Source organism: Niallia circulans NBRC 13626, from assembly GCF_001591585.1.
GTDB lineage: Bacteria > Bacillota > Bacilli > Bacillales > Cytobacillaceae > Niallia > Niallia circulans.
Genome location: NZ_BCVE01000004.1, coordinates 46062 through 63840 on the forward strand (window position 1 = coordinate 46062; position 17779 = coordinate 63840).

Annotated in this window: 14 protein-coding genes, 1 tRNA gene and 1 pseudogene; 6 read left to right on the forward strand and 10 right to left on the reverse strand. The window is 34.4% G+C overall.

Annotation, left to right across the window (positions count from 1 at the left end; translation table 11 throughout):
- Positions 1-15: 15 nt before the first annotated feature.
- A complete protein-coding gene (locus BCI01S_RS06235) occupies positions 16-1188 on the reverse strand; it encodes a galactokinase (protein WP_047942400.1) in 1173 nt (390 codons plus the stop codon).
- Between the two features lie 249 nt (positions 1189-1437).
- Between BCI01S_RS06235 and BCI01S_RS06240 the strand changes: the two genes are divergently transcribed.
- Positions 1438-2307 (forward strand): AraC family transcriptional regulator, encoded by an 870-nt coding sequence (locus tag BCI01S_RS06240; RefSeq protein WP_082810005.1) that lies wholly within the window; start codon positions 1438-1440, stop codon positions 2305-2307.
- Positions 2308-2310: 3 nt separating this feature from the next.
- Here the strand turns inward: BCI01S_RS06240 and BCI01S_RS06245 are convergent, their stop codons facing one another.
- The gene (locus BCI01S_RS06245; protein WP_047942403.1) at positions 2311-2559 is read right to left on the reverse strand and encodes a hypothetical protein; all 249 of its coding nucleotides are present in this window, start codon (positions 2557-2559) and stop codon (positions 2311-2313) included.
- 273 nt (positions 2560-2832) lie between these two features.
- On the opposite strand from BCI01S_RS06245, the gene gntK reads away from it, so the two are divergent.
- The gene (gene gntK / locus BCI01S_RS06250) at positions 2833-4377 is read left to right on the forward strand and encodes a gluconokinase (RefSeq protein WP_061797408.1); all 1545 of its coding nucleotides are present in this window, start codon (positions 2833-2835) and stop codon (positions 4375-4377) included.
- 230 nt (positions 4378-4607) lie between these two features.
- Here gntK and BCI01S_RS26325 read toward each other — a convergent pair.
- A pseudogene (locus BCI01S_RS26325) lies at positions 4608-4841 on the reverse strand (TIGR04104 family putative zinc finger protein); the annotation flags it as partial.
- 185 nt (positions 4842-5026) lie between these two features.
- On the reverse strand, positions 5027-5923 hold the full coding sequence (gene gnd / locus BCI01S_RS06255; RefSeq protein ID WP_061797411.1) for a phosphogluconate dehydrogenase (NAD(+)-dependent, decarboxylating): 897 nt from the start codon (positions 5921-5923) through the stop codon (positions 5027-5029).
- 179 nt (positions 5924-6102) lie between these two features.
- Between gnd and BCI01S_RS06260 the strand changes: the two genes are divergently transcribed.
- Positions 6103-6948, forward strand: a complete 846-nt coding sequence (locus BCI01S_RS06260) for a MurR/RpiR family transcriptional regulator (protein WP_047942406.1) — start codon at positions 6103-6105, stop codon at positions 6946-6948.
- 103 nt (positions 6949-7051) lie between these two features.
- Here the strand turns inward: BCI01S_RS06260 and BCI01S_RS06265 are convergent, their stop codons facing one another.
- The 4 genes from BCI01S_RS06265 to BCI01S_RS06280 all read right to left on the reverse strand — a co-directional run bounded on the left by BCI01S_RS06265 (position 7052) and on the right by BCI01S_RS06280 (position 13717).
- A complete protein-coding gene (locus BCI01S_RS06265) occupies positions 7052-8101 on the reverse strand; it encodes a C45 family autoproteolytic acyltransferase/hydrolase (protein ID WP_047942407.1) in 1050 nt (349 codons plus the stop codon).
- A gap of 664 nt (positions 8102-8765) precedes the next feature.
- A complete protein-coding gene (locus BCI01S_RS06270; RefSeq protein WP_061797413.1) occupies positions 8766-11237 on the reverse strand; it encodes an FtsX-like permease family protein in 2472 nt (823 codons plus the stop codon).
- On the reverse strand, positions 11234-11992 hold the full coding sequence (locus BCI01S_RS06275) for an ABC transporter ATP-binding protein (protein WP_235844450.1): 759 nt from the start codon (positions 11990-11992) through the stop codon (positions 11234-11236). Before BCI01S_RS06275 ends, BCI01S_RS06270 begins: the two co-directional genes overlap by 4 nt.
- Before the next feature lie 393 nt (positions 11993-12385).
- A complete protein-coding gene (locus tag BCI01S_RS06280) occupies positions 12386-13717 on the reverse strand; it encodes a GntT/GntP/DsdX family permease (RefSeq protein WP_061797417.1) in 1332 nt (443 codons plus the stop codon).
- Positions 13718-13982: 265 nt separating this feature from the next.
- On the opposite strand from BCI01S_RS06280, the gene BCI01S_RS06285 reads away from it, so the two are divergent.
- Both BCI01S_RS06285 and BCI01S_RS06290 read left to right on the forward strand, forming a co-directional pair.
- A complete protein-coding gene (locus BCI01S_RS06285) occupies positions 13983-15401 on the forward strand; it encodes a polysaccharide deacetylase family protein (protein ID WP_061797419.1) in 1419 nt (472 codons plus the stop codon).
- Positions 15402-15545: 144 nt separating this feature from the next.
- The gene (locus BCI01S_RS06290; protein ID WP_047942409.1) at positions 15546-15767 is read left to right on the forward strand and encodes a hypothetical protein; all 222 of its coding nucleotides are present in this window, start codon (positions 15546-15548) and stop codon (positions 15765-15767) included.
- Between the two features lie 374 nt (positions 15768-16141).
- Here the strand turns inward: BCI01S_RS06290 and BCI01S_RS06295 are convergent.
- Positions 16142-16213: transfer RNA gene (locus tag BCI01S_RS06295), tRNA-Val, on the reverse strand.
- 125 nt (positions 16214-16338) lie between these two features.
- Positions 16339-16866, reverse strand: coding sequence for an NADPH-dependent FMN reductase (ssuE, locus tag BCI01S_RS06300; RefSeq protein ID WP_047942410.1), 528 nt, complete (start codon positions 16864-16866; stop codon positions 16339-16341).
- 268 nt (positions 16867-17134) lie between these two features.
- Here ssuE and BCI01S_RS06305 point away from each other — a divergent pair, with 268 nt between their 5' ends.
- Positions 17135-17665 carry a DoxX family protein gene (locus BCI01S_RS06305; RefSeq protein ID WP_047942411.1) on the forward strand — a complete coding sequence of 177 codons (531 nt, stop codon included), beginning with the start codon at positions 17135-17137 and terminating at the stop codon, positions 17663-17665.
- The last annotated feature ends 114 nt before the right edge of the window (positions 17666-17779 follow it).

A 17779-nucleotide genomic window follows, 5' to 3' on the forward strand; every position in this document is an offset into this window, starting at 1 on the left:
TTTTTTTAACTGTTCCTATTCAACAATTTCCTTCGCTCCATCTCCAACTTGAACAACATAAAAGTCTGCCTTTAATCCTGTTTGCTCCGCATATTTTGCTCCGACCTTCTCGATAAAAGATTCAATATGTTCATTGTTGACAATGCTGATCGTACAACCTCCAAAGCCTGCACCTGTCATCCGAGATCCAATAACGCCCGCTTGTTCCCAGGCAGCTTCCACTAATGCATCTAATTCCTTTCCGGTCACTTCATAATCATCACGTAAGGAGATATGTGATGCATTCATTAATTGTCCAAATCCTGCAATATCTCCTGCTTGAAGTTTTTTTACAGCTTCTAATGTTCGAGCATTTTCATACACAGCATGCTTTGCTCTCATTCTATCGACATCTTGCTTAATCAAATGAGCATGCGAATCGAATTCCTCTGGCGTTAATTCACCTAATGATCGAATCTCTAATTCTCCCTGCAAGTCTCTTAATGCTCTTTCACACTCTCCTCGTCTCTCATTATATTTAGAATCAGCTAACCCCCTGCGTTTATTTGTATTGGCAATAATTAAGGAAGCAGCATCTAAATCTAGTGGACTATACACATAGTCAAGTGTGTCGCAATCTAGTAATATAGCATGTTTTTCTTTGCCCATTCCGATTGCAAATTGATCCATAATTCCACAGTTCACGCCAATATATTCATTTTCTGCTTTTTGACACATTTTTACTAAACTGACTTGATCAATTGCAAAGGAATACAACACATTTAGCATAATGGCTGTCACTACTTCAATGGATGCAGATGAAGATAAGCCAGCACCATTGGGAATTTCTCCTTCATATAAAACATCGAATCCAGCATCGAGTTGATATCCATATTGCGCAAGTGTTACTATTACTCCCTTTGGATAATTCGCCCAATCATCTGCTTGATTAAAGGATAGATTGTCTAAAGAAACTTTAATAATACCTAAATCCGCAAAATTTGTAGAATAGAATTGAATCACTCGATCTGATCTTTTTCTTACAAGTGCTGTCGTACCAATTGATAAGGCACAAGGAAAAACATGTCCTCCATTATAATCAGTATGTTCACCTATTAAATTCACACGTCCTGGTGCAAAAAAAGTACGTATGCTTGTTTCTGCTTCATTAAAAATATTTGTAAAAGTTGCCAATAGATTTTTTGCCATTTCTATCTCTCCTTTTTATATGAACAATTATGCTTACTCTTAAGTCTAGACTTCCATTAAACCGTTTACAATTTTATTTTATGCTTCAAACCTTTCTCTCTCAATGGTAAAATAAGAAAGGGAAAAGGGTAATAATTTGCTAATAAATTTCAAATTTTTATGCCAAACACTTAATTTCTATCTATTACTCCTATCTTATCCAAGGCAAGTTTCTACCAATGCCAGCTCTACTAAGAAAGGAGCATTCTATTGTCCAAAAAAGATAATAATGTATTTGCTTACAGATTTACGGAAAAAATTACAAAAGAGGTAGCCCAAATTTGGTCAATCGGATGGGAAAATCAAACCTCCCATCTATATAATTGGAAAGGAAAAAAGCGTAAAGAGGATAGTATGTATGTTTTTCAATATACCATATCTGGAATTGGTGCTATTGAACTCGGAGGTAAAAATCATAAATTGACAGCAGGAAAGGCATTTTTAATTGATATTTCAGAGGAATACAGATACTATCTGCCTCCAACTAGTGAGCATTGGGAATTTATTTTTATTACACTATATGGTGAAACGGTAAAAAAATGCTGGCACTCTTTTACGGAAAACGAGCAGCCGATTATTCAATTAGCTTCGGACTCGAGACCCATTCAGCATCTTCTGCATATTTATCAGCTAGCAAAAGATAAACAGATAAATAACGCTTTTCAAGCTTCAAGTCTCGCTTATTCCTTTATAATGGAATTGTATCAATATAAGAAGAATATTGGAGACATCCAGCTTCCTGAAAGTATACTAAATGCGACATTATTTGCTCAAAATCACTATCATAAACCAATCGGACCAGAAGATATGGCAGAGGCTGCTGCGCTTTCCCGCTTCCACTTCACTCGTTTATTCAAAAAGGTACTTGGAATTACACCGATTCAATATTTAACGAATATCCGTATCATAAAGGGAGCAGAGTTATTATATCAAACCAAATATTCTATTGAAGACATTTCAGTCCAAGTAGGTTTTGCGAATGCCAACTATTTTACAAAAGTATTTCGGAAATCTACTGGTATTACTCCTGGAGAATTTCGAAAGAAGAATATTCGGCCAAGCGAGGATATTCTTCTTTAATGCTTATTTTTCATCAAACATTTCCAAGCTGAACATTCCTTTTTCATAAATAAAGTTCAGCTTTTTCCCTGGTGTAAGCATATTTTCCAAAATATCTTTTGAGGCTTGAAGGGCAATAGACATTCTAATTAGCTGCTCATGATCCTCTTCTTGATATGTACCTGCTTGTTTACTCAACGCTTCCACATGCTGTTGAAAATGGAGTATTTGGTTATAAATAGCCTCATATGTCGTTTCAATCTCATTATTCATTCAAAAAACTCCTTACCCATAAGATAAATTAAGTTTAGCATATTTTTGCTTTATTTTTATGTTCGCCAGGGCAAAAATTTATTACTAATCAAGAGATCAACAATAATTTTATCTTTTGAGGGAGAATAAGGGGAAATTAATTTAAAATAATGAATGAAAACACTTTCAAAATCATTTTGTTTCATTTAAAATATAAATAAAGAATTTTTTTTCTATGATAATGTAATTTTATGAAATATTTTTTACACTTTTCTTATTAAAGGAGTTTTTAATATGCAATTATCATCCCTATATTTAGGTGTAGACATTGGTACAACGAGTACAAAATCTGTCTTATTTGCTGAAGCTGGCAAAGTATTAAGCATGCATCATGTCGAATATCCGCTGCATAGCCCTGCACCAGCCATCGCAGAGCAAGATCCAGAGCAAATTTTTCAGGCTGTATTGGAAACAATGAAAACAGCTATTAAAAAAGCGAACGTCGATGCTAGTAAAATAAAATTAGTCTCCTTTAGTTCAGCGATGCACAGTGTTATTGCATTAGACGAAAAGGGAAAACCAATAACACGCTGTATTACTTGGGCCGACAGCCGTGCTTCCTCTTGGGCAAAAAAAATCAAAGAAGAGTACAATGGCTTGGAAATATACCGTAGAACAGGAACGCCAATTCACCCTATGACTCCTTTATCTAAGTTAACTTGGCTAAGAAATGATCAACCAGCTATTTTTACAAAGGCAGCTAAATTTATTGGCATTAAAGAATATATTTTCTATCGCTTATTTAACGAATTTGTAATTGATTATTCAATTGCTTCTGCAACAGGAATGTTTAATCTTGAGCACTTAACTTGGGATCAAGAAGCGTTAAAAGTTGCCGGCGTAACATCTGAGCAGTTGGCAAAGCCAGTTCCGACTACCCATTATTTAACAGGACTGAAGGATAAATATGCAGCGGAACTTGGAATTCCTGCTGAAACTCCATTTGTGGTTGGCGCAAGTGATGGCGTACTATCTAATCTTGGGGTAAATGCTATTGACCCTGGAGTTGTCGCTGTGACAATCGGTACAAGCGGGGCGATTCGTACTGTAACAGATAAACCAGTAACCGACCCTAAAGGAAGAATCTTTTGTTATTGCTTAACAGAAGATCTGTGGGTAGTTGGTGGATCTGTAAATAATGGTGGAATGACATTCCGCTGGGTTCGTGATGAATTAGCTTCCTCGGAAGTGGAAACGGCAAAGAGGCTCGGAATTGATCCTTATGAAGTTTTAACAAAGATTGCTTCTAGAGTTACACCTGGTGCGGACGGTTTATTATTCCATCCATATCTTGCTGGGGAAAGAGCACCTTTATGGAATGCCAATGCAAGAGGATCCTTCTTTGGACTAGGATTACATCATAAAAAAGAACATATGGTGAGAGCCGTATTAGAGGGAGTTATCTTAAATCTTTATACGGTGATGTTAGCCTTACAAGAAGTGATTGGAGCACCAAAGCAAATTCAAGCAACAGGTGGTTTTGCTCGTTCTGAACTTTGGAGACAAATGATGGCAGACATTTTTGATCAAGAAGTAGTCGTTCCAGAAAGCTTTGAAAGCTCTTGTCTTGGTGCCATCGTTTTAGGTATGTATGCACTAGGAGAAATTGATGATTTTTCGATTATGAAACAATTAGTTGGCAGTACATATTCCCATCAGCCAATCCAAGATAATGTTGATATCTATCAGGATTTAACCGCTATTTATATCCGTATCTCTCGAGTATTGGAGAAAGAATATGATGCCATAGCATCCTTTCAGAATAAATGGGTTAAATAAGCACCACAAACATCTTGAGAAAATTACTTGCATATAAAGTTTTTCAGTCGTATTCAAACCAAACAATTATACGGTGCTGCCAATATATCGTATAATTGTTTGGATTTTTTATGCCATTTCAGAAAGAAGGTTTGTGGATCATCCGCAATCTGTAATGTAACAAATTGGGCTTCGCTGCTAAATGAGAGATTTAATCTTTCCACCTTTTATTAGTTAGCCTGCTGCTATTGCTATGACCCAGTTTTTTTATTGGAAAGTTCACCCCAGAAAGGATATAGTCCGAGAACTAATAAGATAAAACCTATCAGAATAAATACAAGGACAAAGGAAGGTCCAAAAAGAAGATTGCTAAGCAGCGTAAATGTGATTATTAAAATAGTTGCCATAAATGTTATCCTTCTTGTTCGAGAGGTAACATATTGCTTTTCCCCACAATGTGGGCAAATCAGTTTATTATCTAATGTAAAGGAGTTTTTTTAAGTTTTCTTATAAGTCCATTTTTGATTACACTTCTGAAAAGTTCTCATGTAGTTTCTCCTTCTTTTTCTGTAAGCTTACCATAGCCAAAAAACATTCCGATCCGTTTACATTGATTTTATTAAAAAAATCCTTTAGCATTTTTTAGCTGCTAAAGGATTTTCTTGTCATTCTATTTTGATTCTACACTATGTCCACCAAACTCATTTCGTAAGGACGCAACCACTTTTCCAGAGAAGGTATCTTCCTCTAACGAACGATAACGCATCATTAAAGATAAGGCTGTAACTGGCATAGCAGTTTGTAAATCTAAGGCTGTTTCTAGCGTCCATTTTCCTTCACCAGAGGAATGCATTACTCCTTTAATCCCTTCCAGCTTTGGATCCTTAGAAAAAGCACTTTGTGTTAATTCCATTAACCACGAACGAATGACAGAGCCGTTATTCCAAACCTTTGCTACTCCTTCATTATCAAAATCATACTCGCTTTTCTCCAACAGCTCAAATCCTTCTGCAATGGATTGCATCATGCCATACTCAATTCCATTATGAACCATTTTCAGAAAATGGCCGCTTCCAGATACTCCAGTATACATATAACCATTTTCCACACATAAATCCTTAAACAATCCTTCTACTTCATCAAATATTTCTTTATTGCCGCCAATCATCATACATGCACCATTTCGAGCTCCATCTACTCCGCCGCTTGTGCCAACATCTAAATAGAAAACTCCTAGCTCTTCTAAATCTAATCCTCTTCTTTTGGAATCTTTATAATGGGAATTCCCGCCATCGATAATAATATCCCCCGCTTCGACATACTTCTTTACTTCCCGTAAGACATTTTCCGTTACTTCTCCTGCTGGTACCATTAGCCAAATTACTCTTGGAGCTGGCAAATTTCTTACTAATTTTTCAATTGTATTAACTCCTGTTACATTTTTATTAGAAATTTCTTTTACAGCGCTTTCATTTATATCAAAAGCTGTTACACTATACTTATGGTCCACCATATTTAAAGCCAAGCTATAGCCCATTTTTCCTAAACCTATAAGACCTATGTTCATTCGTTACCTCTCCTTTTGAAAAAATATTTCTTTCTATATACAATTATATAGAAATTTTTTTCGAAAATATACCCCTTTGCAAATTTTTTTTGAAAAAAATTATTTTAATAAGAAATTTTTTTTCAAGAGACTAATTGTGTTATACTACAACTATATTAATTTGGAAAGGATAGAAGTCAATGGCGCAAAATTGTCTTGGGAAAATTCGTTCCTATTACGCTAGACTAAGTGAAAAAGAAAAAAAAATCGCTGATTATATTCTTGTTAATCCAGAAAAAATCATTCATTCCACCATTAACGAATTAGCAGAGGATTTAGGAGTAGCAGATGCTACTGTTTTTCGTTTCTGTAAACGAATTGGGTTTAAAGGCTATCAAGCGATGAAAATAGCATTAGCATCAGAAGTAATTGAACCTATTCAGCAAATACATGAAGAAATTAATGAAAATGACAGTGTAAAAACCGTTACTGAAAAAGTATTTAAGTCTAATGTACGTACACTAGAAAATACATTAGAAATATTAAATGGTCATTCGATTCAAAAAGCAGTAGAATTTCTCTTACAGGCAAATCGGGTTGAATTTTATGGTACAGGTGGTTCAGCAGTTATCGCGATGGATGCTTTTCATAAATTTGTTCGAACTGGAATTAAAGCGTTTTCATTTGTCGACTCTCATTTTCAACTGATGTCCTCTTCTCAGCTTTCAGAGAAGGATGTTGCTGTAATCATTTCGCACTCTGGCACTAATAAAGATACTATTAACATAATGAAAACAGCCAAAAACAATGGTGCCAAAACAATCGGCATCACTGGGTATCCTAAATCACCAATCGGCCAGAATACAGATGTAGCACTGTTCACAAGCTCTGAGGAAACAGAATATCGTTCGGAAGCTTTATCATCAAGAATTGGTCAGCTTAGTTTAATAGATGCATTGTATGTTAATGTAATGATTTTAAATAAAAATGTTGCTAATCAGTCATTAGAAAGAATAAGGAATGCCATTTCTGATACACGAATTTAACGGCAGACAAACAATATTCCCTACTTCAGAGTTTCAGCAAACGCAACAAAGGAAGTTAATTATGGTTGTTCTTACCATCACTAACTTCCTTTATATATATACGCTATAATAGCTCCATATTAATAAAGGGAGTATCATAATCAAGCTTTCCTATAATTTTTTTCAAGTTCAGCTTTTCTCCCTTTAAGAAAGATTCTAAATCGATGATAACAGGCATTCGATCACTCCCAAGCGCAAACCACGCTTTTCTTTCATTAGGCAGGTATGCTGCGGTGTGCAGTGTTCCAGACCAGGCATTATACTTGTTTGAAAATATCTCTTTGTCTCTATCATTCAATATTCGAAAGGCCTCATACACATTTGAATGATTTCCCTGCTGCTTCTCGATATTCTGCTTTCTTTGTATCGATTCATCCATCTGATAGCGGTTTTCTTCTTTTAATATTTCAAAGTGATTCGTACTAATATTAGATTTTCTGGCAATAACCGAACGTGGTGTTGCTTCTACAACAAATGCCTCTCCACTAGGATCTAATAACACATAGCTAAAGGATGTTCGATGTGGTATTTCTTTTAATAAATCAATGGCCTCCTCTACATTTGCACACGTTTCTAAAATCATTCGACCAATCATATTACAAATAAAACCATCCCCTGAACCAACTCGATTAATAAAGTTATAGCCCATTGCGAGACCTTTTTCATTTATCCCATCTATTCTTCCTGTTATCTGCATAGATGGACCAATTACTGCATATCCAGTATCAGTTGGCTGATATATCATATAACGACCCTCATAGGAACCTGGATGACTATCATAGTTTCTAATTAAATACTGGGAGCCTGCTAAAATAGAGCATCCACTTCTTCCATACTCTACATAATGACCGCCAAATTCTCGTAATGCATCCTCTGTTCTCCACTGAAGAGCGTCTGCTAATCCATTGATTTCTGCTAGCATTCCAGGAATAAATTTGTTTAAGAGCTGGATGGATTCTTTTTCATTTATGGTAAAATAACGTTTCCGCTTAGATGTCCAGTGCTTTATCCGATTAGGGAGAATGGGTGAATCCTTTAATAATTCTCCTTGCATATATCCAAAATCATAATGATTTCCACGAAACTGGATGAAATCACTATATACTTGTTTCATTAACATTTCCCCTTTAATTGCTTCCCTATGGAGAGTTGAAGTATGCTCTATCTCTGTGAAAGGAAAAGACTTCTAGCAGTTCAACTGAATAGTTGAACTATTCGAGTTTTACAGACGTCCACCTTCCGCGCATTCACCATAAAAGGTGAGAGCTTTACTGTACATGAAGCAAAGGGGAATGACAAATAAATTGCTCGTGTAAATTTTTCTAAATTAAATAATATCACTTTGCTTTCCATAAACTCAGATTACTAAATAGTTGACAATGATTGATTTAATACAAAGTTGGGATAATGTACTCCAACCAAAAATAAACCTGAACAATTACACAGAAGTGCTAATAAATTACGCATAATTGTTCAGGTCTTAATTATTTTAGGAAAGAAGTTAGTGGTAATCACTCGTAGACGGATACACTTCGCTTGCTATGGGGTGAGCGCCAAGCCTCCTCGTCACTCGGTCTCAGACTTTCCTGCAACTCCTATAAGAGTCTTCGTATTAATCTCTTTTGAAAAAAACAACGCAACTAAGGGCTCTTAAAAAATCCCTTGGAACGGATTGGTTCACTACTAAATTAGAGAGTAACTTATCTATATTTAGTTTTTTCTCCTCCTCTTACTAACCGTTTTCAGCTGTCTTATTTCTAACACTCTTCTTCTTCCAATTATTTATTATCTTCTGTAAGTTCTAAAGATATCTTTTTTCTACTCAATTTTGTCGCAATAGGTATAAATATACTATTACCTACAAGAAACATAGTAACTCCTATTCCTATTATTAGCGAATAATAAATCGAAATTTGACCTGAATCTATTAATAGAATAACTGAGGTGAAAATTAGTCCTGCAACTATCCCCAACAATAAGCCTATCAATAGATAGAGATTGATTTGAGTTAATATGACCTTTTTAATTCCCTTTCGATCGATAGAAATTGTCCTTAAGATTGCGAACTCTTTTCTTTTAGAATAAATGTTGTTTCCTAGTGTACTAAATACTCCTAGCATTACACATATTAGAATCACAACCATAACACCAATAAAAATAGACCATCTTTGCAGGAACATCTTATTCGCTTTTTCAACAGACTGTTGGTATACATTGATCTGGAGTTCAGGATACTGCCGTTTGAGTGTTTCTAATGCTTGAACAGTTTGTTTCTCATTGTCAGAGCTAATGTACATCGCACTGAATTTTGTAAAATCATTTTTAAATTTTTTATTTTTCCAGTCAATATAAGCATCTGCATCAGTTAGATTATTTATTACCGCTCCTATTGTAAGTGTATCTACAAAATCGGTACTCTGCTTTTGATTCGAAAACAGGCCCATGTCAATAGAATCTCCTACTTTTAAACCATTCTCTTTTAAAAATCTTTCTGATACCACTATCAGGTTCTCACTATCGTCCTCCATTTTTGGAATAATTCCTTGTTGTTCCATCTTAATAAAATCCACCAAGGAATAATCAATAGCTTTTGTTCCCTCTTCATCCATTATCTCTGCTGAATTATTCGTACTTCGACTACTAACCTCGATGACACCACTTATTGTCTGAACCTTCTTTTTCAAATCTTCCTGCTCTATATTGGAGTCATACCCTAATCGACTCGTCAACACAATAGAGGTTGGATATTGTTCCTTTAAATAATTCTCTTCATTTTGTTGGATTGTTTTTAACATAACCGAGCCAAATACTGCTATAGTCATCATAGCACTGACCGTCAATATCACAAAAGTATTTTTTCTTACTTGTGGTACTAGATTTTTAATTGCAATATAAGAGACATTTCCAAGCGTCTTTTTAATTACTGGTAAGAACCATGTTAAGATAGTTCCAATATAAATAGGAAATAGGAGATAAATACTAATTAACAAAATTATGGCTCCTAGTAACACACTCGCTACTCCCATCATTGCTTTACCAATACATATTAATAAAAGGGCAATAAATAGAAGGGCAAAGCCAATAATTTTACGAATTTTTTTATAGCCGAAATCACGATTTTCATTTTGTTGCATTATTAAAATTGGCAATAATCTCGAACACTTATAAGCTGGAATTAGCATAAAAACCTGAATGATCATTCCACTTACGAATGCAACGATTAAACTTTCTATGTAGTTAAAACTCACCTTAGGTACATCAAATAAAAATATTGCCTCCAACCACGGCTTCATGTATTGGTGACTAATTAAAGCCAGTAAAAAACCTCCAATTGTTCCTGCTGCCGTAATAATGCTGCTTTGAATTAATATAATTTTAGATAGCTGTTTTGTTGTTGCCCCCATGGAGCGAAGAATCGCAAATTGGTTTTTATATTTATATAAAAATAATTCGAAATTAGAAATAATTAGCAGTGCTGTAATGATTAACATTAAAAAGGTTAAAGAGAAAATAAAAACCTTGAGGGATTGCACATTACTTTTTAAAAATTCATCTTCTTCTGCAATATCAATTCTTAAACCATTATCATATTTCCTTAATTCACTAGCAAGCAATAAAGTATCAGCTTGCTCATTCGCTTTGATTAAAACATAAGTTGCTTCTTTCGCTTCACCTGTCTCTTGTTTGACTAATTTTTGCACTGTTTGTTTAGTAAAAAGAAGTATATCTGGTGTAAGTCCACTTGCATTTAGGTCTTCTATAATTTCCGATACTATAAATTCATTATCCTCAATAGATACTTTTTGACCAATTCCTAGTCGCAATGCTTCAGCTAAGCTCTTATTCATGATAACTGAGTTTTCTTGAAGATTCTGTTTGAAGTGATATCTACTCTTTGCTAAATTATCATTTTCTACACCAACAGAATAAATTTCCCCTTGTAATGCATCTACTTTTAAGTGAGTAATAATTACTGGAGATAGCATATCAATATCCTTATTCGATCGGAAGGAATTAATAAGTTCTTGATTTACACTTTTATTTAGCTTGGCTTCATATCCAACCGATAGATCCATCTCACCGTACATTTTCTGAACTTCTTCTCTTAACGAACGTTCTGCATTTGTTGCATAGGAGACCATAACAATTACTAAACAGACCGATAGAATAGTACTAAAGACAGAGGTCCATGTAATGAACTTATTGGTTTTAAAGAAACGCAAAGCTATTCCTCGCAATGTTTTCGTCATACTCTTGTCTCCAATAGTTTTCCGAACTTTTCTAATATATCATCTATCTTCTGATCTCCAGCCGATTTATATTCATTCACAATCTGTCCATCATGAAAAAAAAGAACACGGTCAGCATATGCTGCAACGTGCGGATCATGCGTAACAACTACTATGCTTTGTTTCAAAGTCTCTTTCATATTTACTAAGACCTGAAGTATCTCTTTTGAAGTGTTATAATCTAAATTTCCTGTTAGTTCATCTGCTAACACTATAGGTGGTGCTGTTATTAAGGCTCTTCCAATAGCAACACGTTGCTGTTGTCCACCTGACAATTGAACCGGCCGATGACTCTTCCAATTCGTAAGGCCAATAAACTGTAACATCTCTTTCACTTTTTCATCAATATGAGTCTTCTTATCTCCCTTTAAAACAAGTGGTAAAGCAATATTTTCTTCCACTGTTAAATCCTTCAAAAGGTGGAAAGATTGAAAGATAAATCCAATATTATCCCGACGATAAAAAGTTGCATTAGGTTCTTTGTAAATTTCTTTTTGGCTTTGTCCATATAATTGAATTTCTCCTTGATCAGGTATATCTAGAGCAGCCAATACATTTAACAAAGTACTTTTACCAGATCCACTTGTTCCCATAATAACAATCATTTCACCTTCATATAGTTTAAAAGAAACATTTTTTAATGCTTGTACCGCATAACCTGTACCTTTATAGATTTTTGAAAGATTACTAACAACTAGAACTGGATTAGTTACCAATCTGTTCCACCTCCACCGCTTTATTTTCCTCATTATACCAATTTGACTAAGATATGTACATTTTTAATAGAGTCCTTTTTTACTATTTAATTCTTCAAATGTACCTCTCCTCTATAATCTTCCCTTTTATCAATACCTATAATTCTATCAGAATATTTAGTAGGTTCTAATCTAAGTGATATTTTATTAGTATGCTGATGAAAAAATGACTTTATCTAAAATGGACTATTAAAAGTTAGTTATAATTTACACCTTTATTACAATCATAGAAGACTCCACCAGTACCTTCTCGATTACTTATACACAAAATTTGGTCTGTTTAAATACGGGCTTAAAGTTTTCTAGAGGCGAATAGAGCTTCTTTACTCCTACATAAAAATAGTAGGTGAACTTTTAAACAATTAAATCTAAAATCAAGACGCCTGCAAATGCAATGAATGATAATATCGTTTCTAATACTGTCCATGTTTTGAAGGTTTCTTCGACTGTTAGTCCTAAATATTCCTTTACCATCCAGAACCCGGCATCATTTACATGGGAGAACATCAAGGAACCAGCACCAGTTGCAATCACTAATAGTTCCACATTTACGCCAGACATCCCTGCGATGATTGGTGACACTATTCCTGCTGCTGTCGTTAAGGCTACTGTTGCAGAACCAGTTGCTATCCGGATCAATCCTGCAATCATAAAAGCTAATACAAGTGGGGATAATGATAAACTCTCTGACATTGTTCCAATTGTATCGCCTACTCCACTATCAATTAACACTTGTTTGAATGCACCGCCAGCACCGATAATTAGTAAAATGGAACCGACTGGCAAGAAACAATCTTCTGTAAACTTTTTGATACTCTCTTTATCCATTCCTTGACGCATACCAAGGAAATAAAAAGCGAAAAATACAGCAATTAATAACGATAATAACGGACTTCCAACAAAGGCAAGTACATTTCTTACGCCTTCTGAGAAAATCGTCAAGTAAGGGGCAGCGGTTCCAATGATCATTAAAATAACAGGTAATAAGATAGATAGGAAGGATACGCCTGTACTTGGCAATTTCTCTTCTGCTATAGGCTCTGCCGTAATAAGTGTTGAATCTCCTTTAGGAAAAACACGGCTATTGATCCACTTTGCAAATAATGGTCCCCCGATAATCCCTGCAGGTAATGCAATAATCAAGGAGTATAATAAGACCCTGCCTAAATTAGCATCAAAAATACCGATAGCAGCAATTGCTCCAGGATGTGGCGGAACCAGTCCATGTACAATGGATAATCCCGCAATACCAGGTAATGCAATCAATAAAATATTTTTCTTTGTTGCCTTTTGAATGGAAATAACCAACGGCAATAATATTAAAATACCAACCTCAAAAAATACTGGAATTCCAATGATAAACCCCGAGAAAAACATGGCCCAAGGTAATTTCTTTTCTCCAAAAACGTTTACAAAAAAATTTGCAATTCTTAAGCCTGCTCCTGATTCAGAGAGCATTTTTCCTAAAATTGTACCTAATGCCAATATACCAACTAAGTGACCTAATACGCCACCTACCCCTGTCTCATAAGCGCTTACAATCTTATCAAAAGATAGTCCTGAAAAAACTGCTAAAAATAAACTCGCCACTGTTAAACTAATAAAAGCGTGCCACTTAAAAAGGGAAACTCCAACAATAACAATGACAATGGAAAGTAATGCAATAATCAATAAATAGGCATCCATATTATTACCACCTTTTCTCTTAGGTTTGAAAGTGTTTTCATTTGATAGGAATATTATACGAAAAAATTTTTCTTTTATCAATATTATATTAAAGAAAATTTTTTATTCATTGAGTTAAAGAAAAATATAATTCAATACATAACTTTAATATATATTGCCATTAATCTTTTTTGAAGAATTTAATTAAATGTAAAACCATTTCCCCTTCTATTACGTCTATATTAATAAAGCATTATCTTTTATTTTCAAGTAAGGAGTTAACAACATGAAACGCTTAAAATGGAGAAATATTTTCATACTTTTTATTTGCCTCACTCTTTTAGTATTTATTTTCAAATTTTTCGATAGTGACAAAAAACAGGCTGCTGAACCCTCAGAAAAACAGCCAGAGGTCAAAATACAATATGATCAAAATTATAAGACAATTGAAATAAACTCATATACTAAAGATGAAAAGCATGGAGGCTACTGGACCAGCTATCCAATCCTTCCAGATGAAGAAATCACTGCTGCATTGAAAAAATATATTACAAGCAAAATTACTGAATATGATAAACGAATTCAGAAATCAAATGTTCCGGTTACACAGGAAACTTCCTTACATATTTCCTACACGATTACGCATTACAGCAAACAAACAATCTCGATTCTTTTTGAGACGTTTGAATATATTACAGGACCTAAAGGGAATTTGACAACAGAAAGTTTAACATTTGATTTACAGACACATAAACAGCTTTCATTAAAAGACATTTTCCAAGAAAAAAGCAATTATCTATTTCTCCTTTCAAAAATCAGTTATGGCGAATTAATAAAGGATAAAGACCTAGCAACAGACAAAGCGTTAGTAAAACAAGGAACTTCACCAAATGAAAATAACTTTCAACACTTTGCGATTCTAAATGATTCTATCCTTTTTTATTTTCCTTCTAACCAAATTGCTGCAGAAAAACTAGGTGTTCAAGAACTTGCCATCAAAAAAGATATCTTACAAGATAAATTACTAGCAATCTATCAAGAGGAAGAGAAAAATAAAAATTTACTTGCAGAAGCAAAACCGAAAAAATTGGCTACCGAATTACCAGAAGGAGCGAAAATTGATCCATCAAAAAAAGTCATTGCTTTAACATTCGATGATGGTCCAAGTAATAAACCAACAAAAAAAATTCTCAAAGCATTAAAGAAATATAATGGCCATGCTACGTTTTTTGTTCTTGGTGAGCGGGTTCAATATTATCCAAACATCCTTCAGGAAACGATTGAGAACGGGCATGAAATAGGGAATCACTCATGGAATCATCCGCTTCTCACTAAAATGAATAAGAAGAGAGCCTTAAAGGAATTTCAAGATACAGATAATTTAATAAAAAAAGTAACAGGAATGGAACCTACCCTTATTCGCCCGCCCTATGGAGCCATTCAGCCTGAACTAAAAAAAGAACTAGATAAAGAGATTGTGCTTTGGACCATTGATCCAGAAGACTGGAAACATCCATCGAAAAAGAAAATTGTTGATAAAGTTATGAAAGCAGCGAGTGATGAAAGCATTATTCTTATGCATGATATATATGAAAAAAGCGCTGATGCAGCAGTGGAAATTATTGAAAAGCTAACGAAAGAAGGGTATCAACTTGTAACTATTTCTCAATTAAGGGCCGTACAGGAGGAGAGAAATAGTAAATAAAAATGTAATAGATTTTTTGTTTTATAATAAAATCAATCTTTGTAAGCACCAAAATTTTTGGTGCTTTTTTCTTTATAACCAGGAAACAACTATCTATTTATCAAACTTCACATAAGATAAATTAAAAATAAAGGAGGCAACCATATGCAGCCAACCATTATCACTGGGCTAGATGGCGTAATTTATCAAAACTTCCCCCAGCCGACATATGGAGCATGGAACCAACAACTTCTTGGAAAGGAAAACTCTTATTACTATTTGATTGGTGGACAAATGTATTATATTGCTCCAAGGCCACAAGGAACTCAAGCTTATTACCCTTACTTAGGTCCAAATGTACCGTTAAATAGAGGACCATGGTATTGATATTTTCCGCATCTACCAAGTGCTTAAAAAATGCTGTTTATTATGTATTTGGTTAGCAGGACTATTCAAATTAATAAAATTTTGAAGTACGTTTACAAAGAAAAAGCTTCTCTAATGAGAAGCTTTTGAGAAGCTTTCAGACCGTCGACAAACTCCTAATTCAGTAATTAGGAGTTTGTCTTAGTTTATAAATATACATCTTTTAAATAAGAGTTGATTTCCGTGGCAGGGTCTCAGACTGTCTCGCAGATCCCACAGGAGTCTCACCCCTTCCCCTCCAATCAATGCATAATAATTCCATTTACATTTGCTAAATTTTGTCAACAAGCTGAAAGCTTCTCTAATGAGAAGCTTTTTTCTACGTTCCTTTATAATGACCTGTACTGGGTTCGAACCAGTGACCCCTTGCCTGTCAAGCAAGTGCTCTCCCACTGAGCTAACAAGTCATGATTATAGATTATTATTACCTGCATCTTTTAAAATTCTGCTTCTGTCCTTATCATACCATGTCCTCTCTCCACATTCTAGGAAAATATAGAAAAAGTGATGGTCTGCCATCACTTTTCCACAATTATTGAATTCCCTCCAGTAACTGGTCTAATTGATTCGTAATCCTTGCTTCTGAATCGATATCTAAAACATAGTTTTGATTGTCTTGCTTCGCAATTTGATTATCTGTTACATAAGCTCCAGTTAATAAATTCGTAGCACCTAGGTTTGCTAATACAGGCTTTAAAGCATAATCCATTACTAATAGATGGGCAATAGTTCCTCCTAGCATCAGCGGAAGAATTGCCTTATTTCGAAGACTCTTTTGTGGCAATAAATCAAGAAAAGTCTTAATAATTCCGGAATAAGACGCCTGAAATACAGGTGATAATACAATGACACCATTACTTTGTTCTACTTTCTGTCTTGCCTCTATTATATCCTTGTTCATAAAATCTGCTGTAATTAAGGCCTCACTTGGTAATTGATGAACTTGAATAATATGAACACCCACATTCTTCTTTCCTAAATAATCTACCGCAAATTGTAAAATACCTGTTAATCGTGAGTCTATTTTATGTCCACCAGCTATGATGGTTACCGTTGTCATGAAAGCCTCTCCTTTATAATAAATTCCCATTATAAAAACGATGTTTTTTATTTATCCATTATTCTAACACGAAAAAGAAGAACCGTGCTGAAATGGTGATTTCTAAATTAAATGCAATATTTATTACTTTCCATATAAATATGTTCACAATTCCGTCATATTCTTTTGTACATATTGTGAATTAAATCACAATCTCACTTTTTTCTTAAGAGTATTTGATATATTTAACTTGTAAATAATAAAAACAAAAAAAGAAGGGATGATTTTTATGTTTATGAGTTTTTTAAGAGAAAATAAAGTCGCAGCTGGGCTTTTAACCATTATACGTTTGGTGCTAGGTTATTCTTGGTTTACTTCTGGATTTGGTAAATTAACTGGCGGAGGATTTGACGCTTCTGGATTTTTAACAAATGCCGTTACTAATCCAGTTACAGGACCAGACGGAACCGCGGTTTATGGATGGTATACAAGTTTTGTCGAAGGATTTGCTTTACCAAATGTTGGACTATTTAATGTGCTCGTACCAATTGGGGAGGTATTAGTTGGTCTTGGGTTAATTTTAGGTTGTTTAACAACGGCAGCAGCATTCTTTGGTGTCATTATGAATTTCTGTTTCTTGCTTGCAGGCACCATCTCTCATAACCCAACAGATATCTTAATGGGCATGATCATTATGTTTGCTGGAGCAAATGCAGGTTACTACGGATTAGATCGATGGGTATTACCATATATCAGAAAAACAATCTTTAAAAAAGAAGATCATAATGCAGAATTTACAAAAAAACCTCGTTTAACATAAATAGAAAGTTGCTAGGAAATTTAAGCGGATGACCTGTAAGAAAAAAACCGAACAATTATACGATTTCCCTTAACATTTACGTATAATTGTTCGGTTTTATATTTAGTGAAAATA

Coding starts and splice junctions, on each gene's coding strand:
- BCI01S_RS06245 (WP_047942403.1), bottom strand. CDS start 2,559: ATGAATAATGAGATTGAAACGACATATGAGGCTATTTATAACCAAATA.
- gntK (WP_061797408.1), top strand. CDS start 2,833: ATGCAATTATCATCCCTATATTTAGGTGTAGACATTGGTACAACGAGT.
- BCI01S_RS06280 (WP_061797417.1), bottom strand. CDS start 13,717: ATGGATGCCTATTTATTGATTATTGCATTACTTTCCATTGTCATTGTT.
- BCI01S_RS06265 (WP_047942407.1), bottom strand. CDS start 8,101: ATGAAACAAGTATATAGTGATTTCATCCAGTTTCGTGGAAATCATTAT.
- BCI01S_RS06285 (WP_061797419.1), top strand. CDS start 13,983: ATGAAACGCTTAAAATGGAGAAATATTTTCATACTTTTTATTTGCCTC.
- BCI01S_RS06270 (WP_061797413.1), bottom strand. CDS start 11,237: ATGACGAAAACATTGCGAGGAATAGCTTTGCGTTTCTTTAAAACCAAT.
- BCI01S_RS06290 (WP_047942409.1), top strand. CDS start 15,546: ATGCAGCCAACCATTATCACTGGGCTAGATGGCGTAATTTATCAAAAC.
- BCI01S_RS06305 (WP_047942411.1), top strand. CDS start 17,135: ATGTTTATGAGTTTTTTAAGAGAAAATAAAGTCGCAGCTGGGCTTTTA.
- gnd (WP_061797411.1), bottom strand. CDS start 5,923: ATGAACATAGGTCTTATAGGTTTAGGAAAAATGGGCTATAGCTTGGCT.
- ssuE (WP_047942410.1), bottom strand. CDS start 16,866: ATGACAACGGTAACCATCATAGCTGGTGGACATAAAATAGACTCACGA.
- BCI01S_RS06260 (WP_047942406.1), top strand. CDS start 6,103: ATGGCGCAAAATTGTCTTGGGAAAATTCGTTCCTATTACGCTAGACTA.
- BCI01S_RS06235 (WP_047942400.1), bottom strand. CDS start 1,188: ATGGCAAAAAATCTATTGGCAACTTTTACAAATATTTTTAATGAAGCA.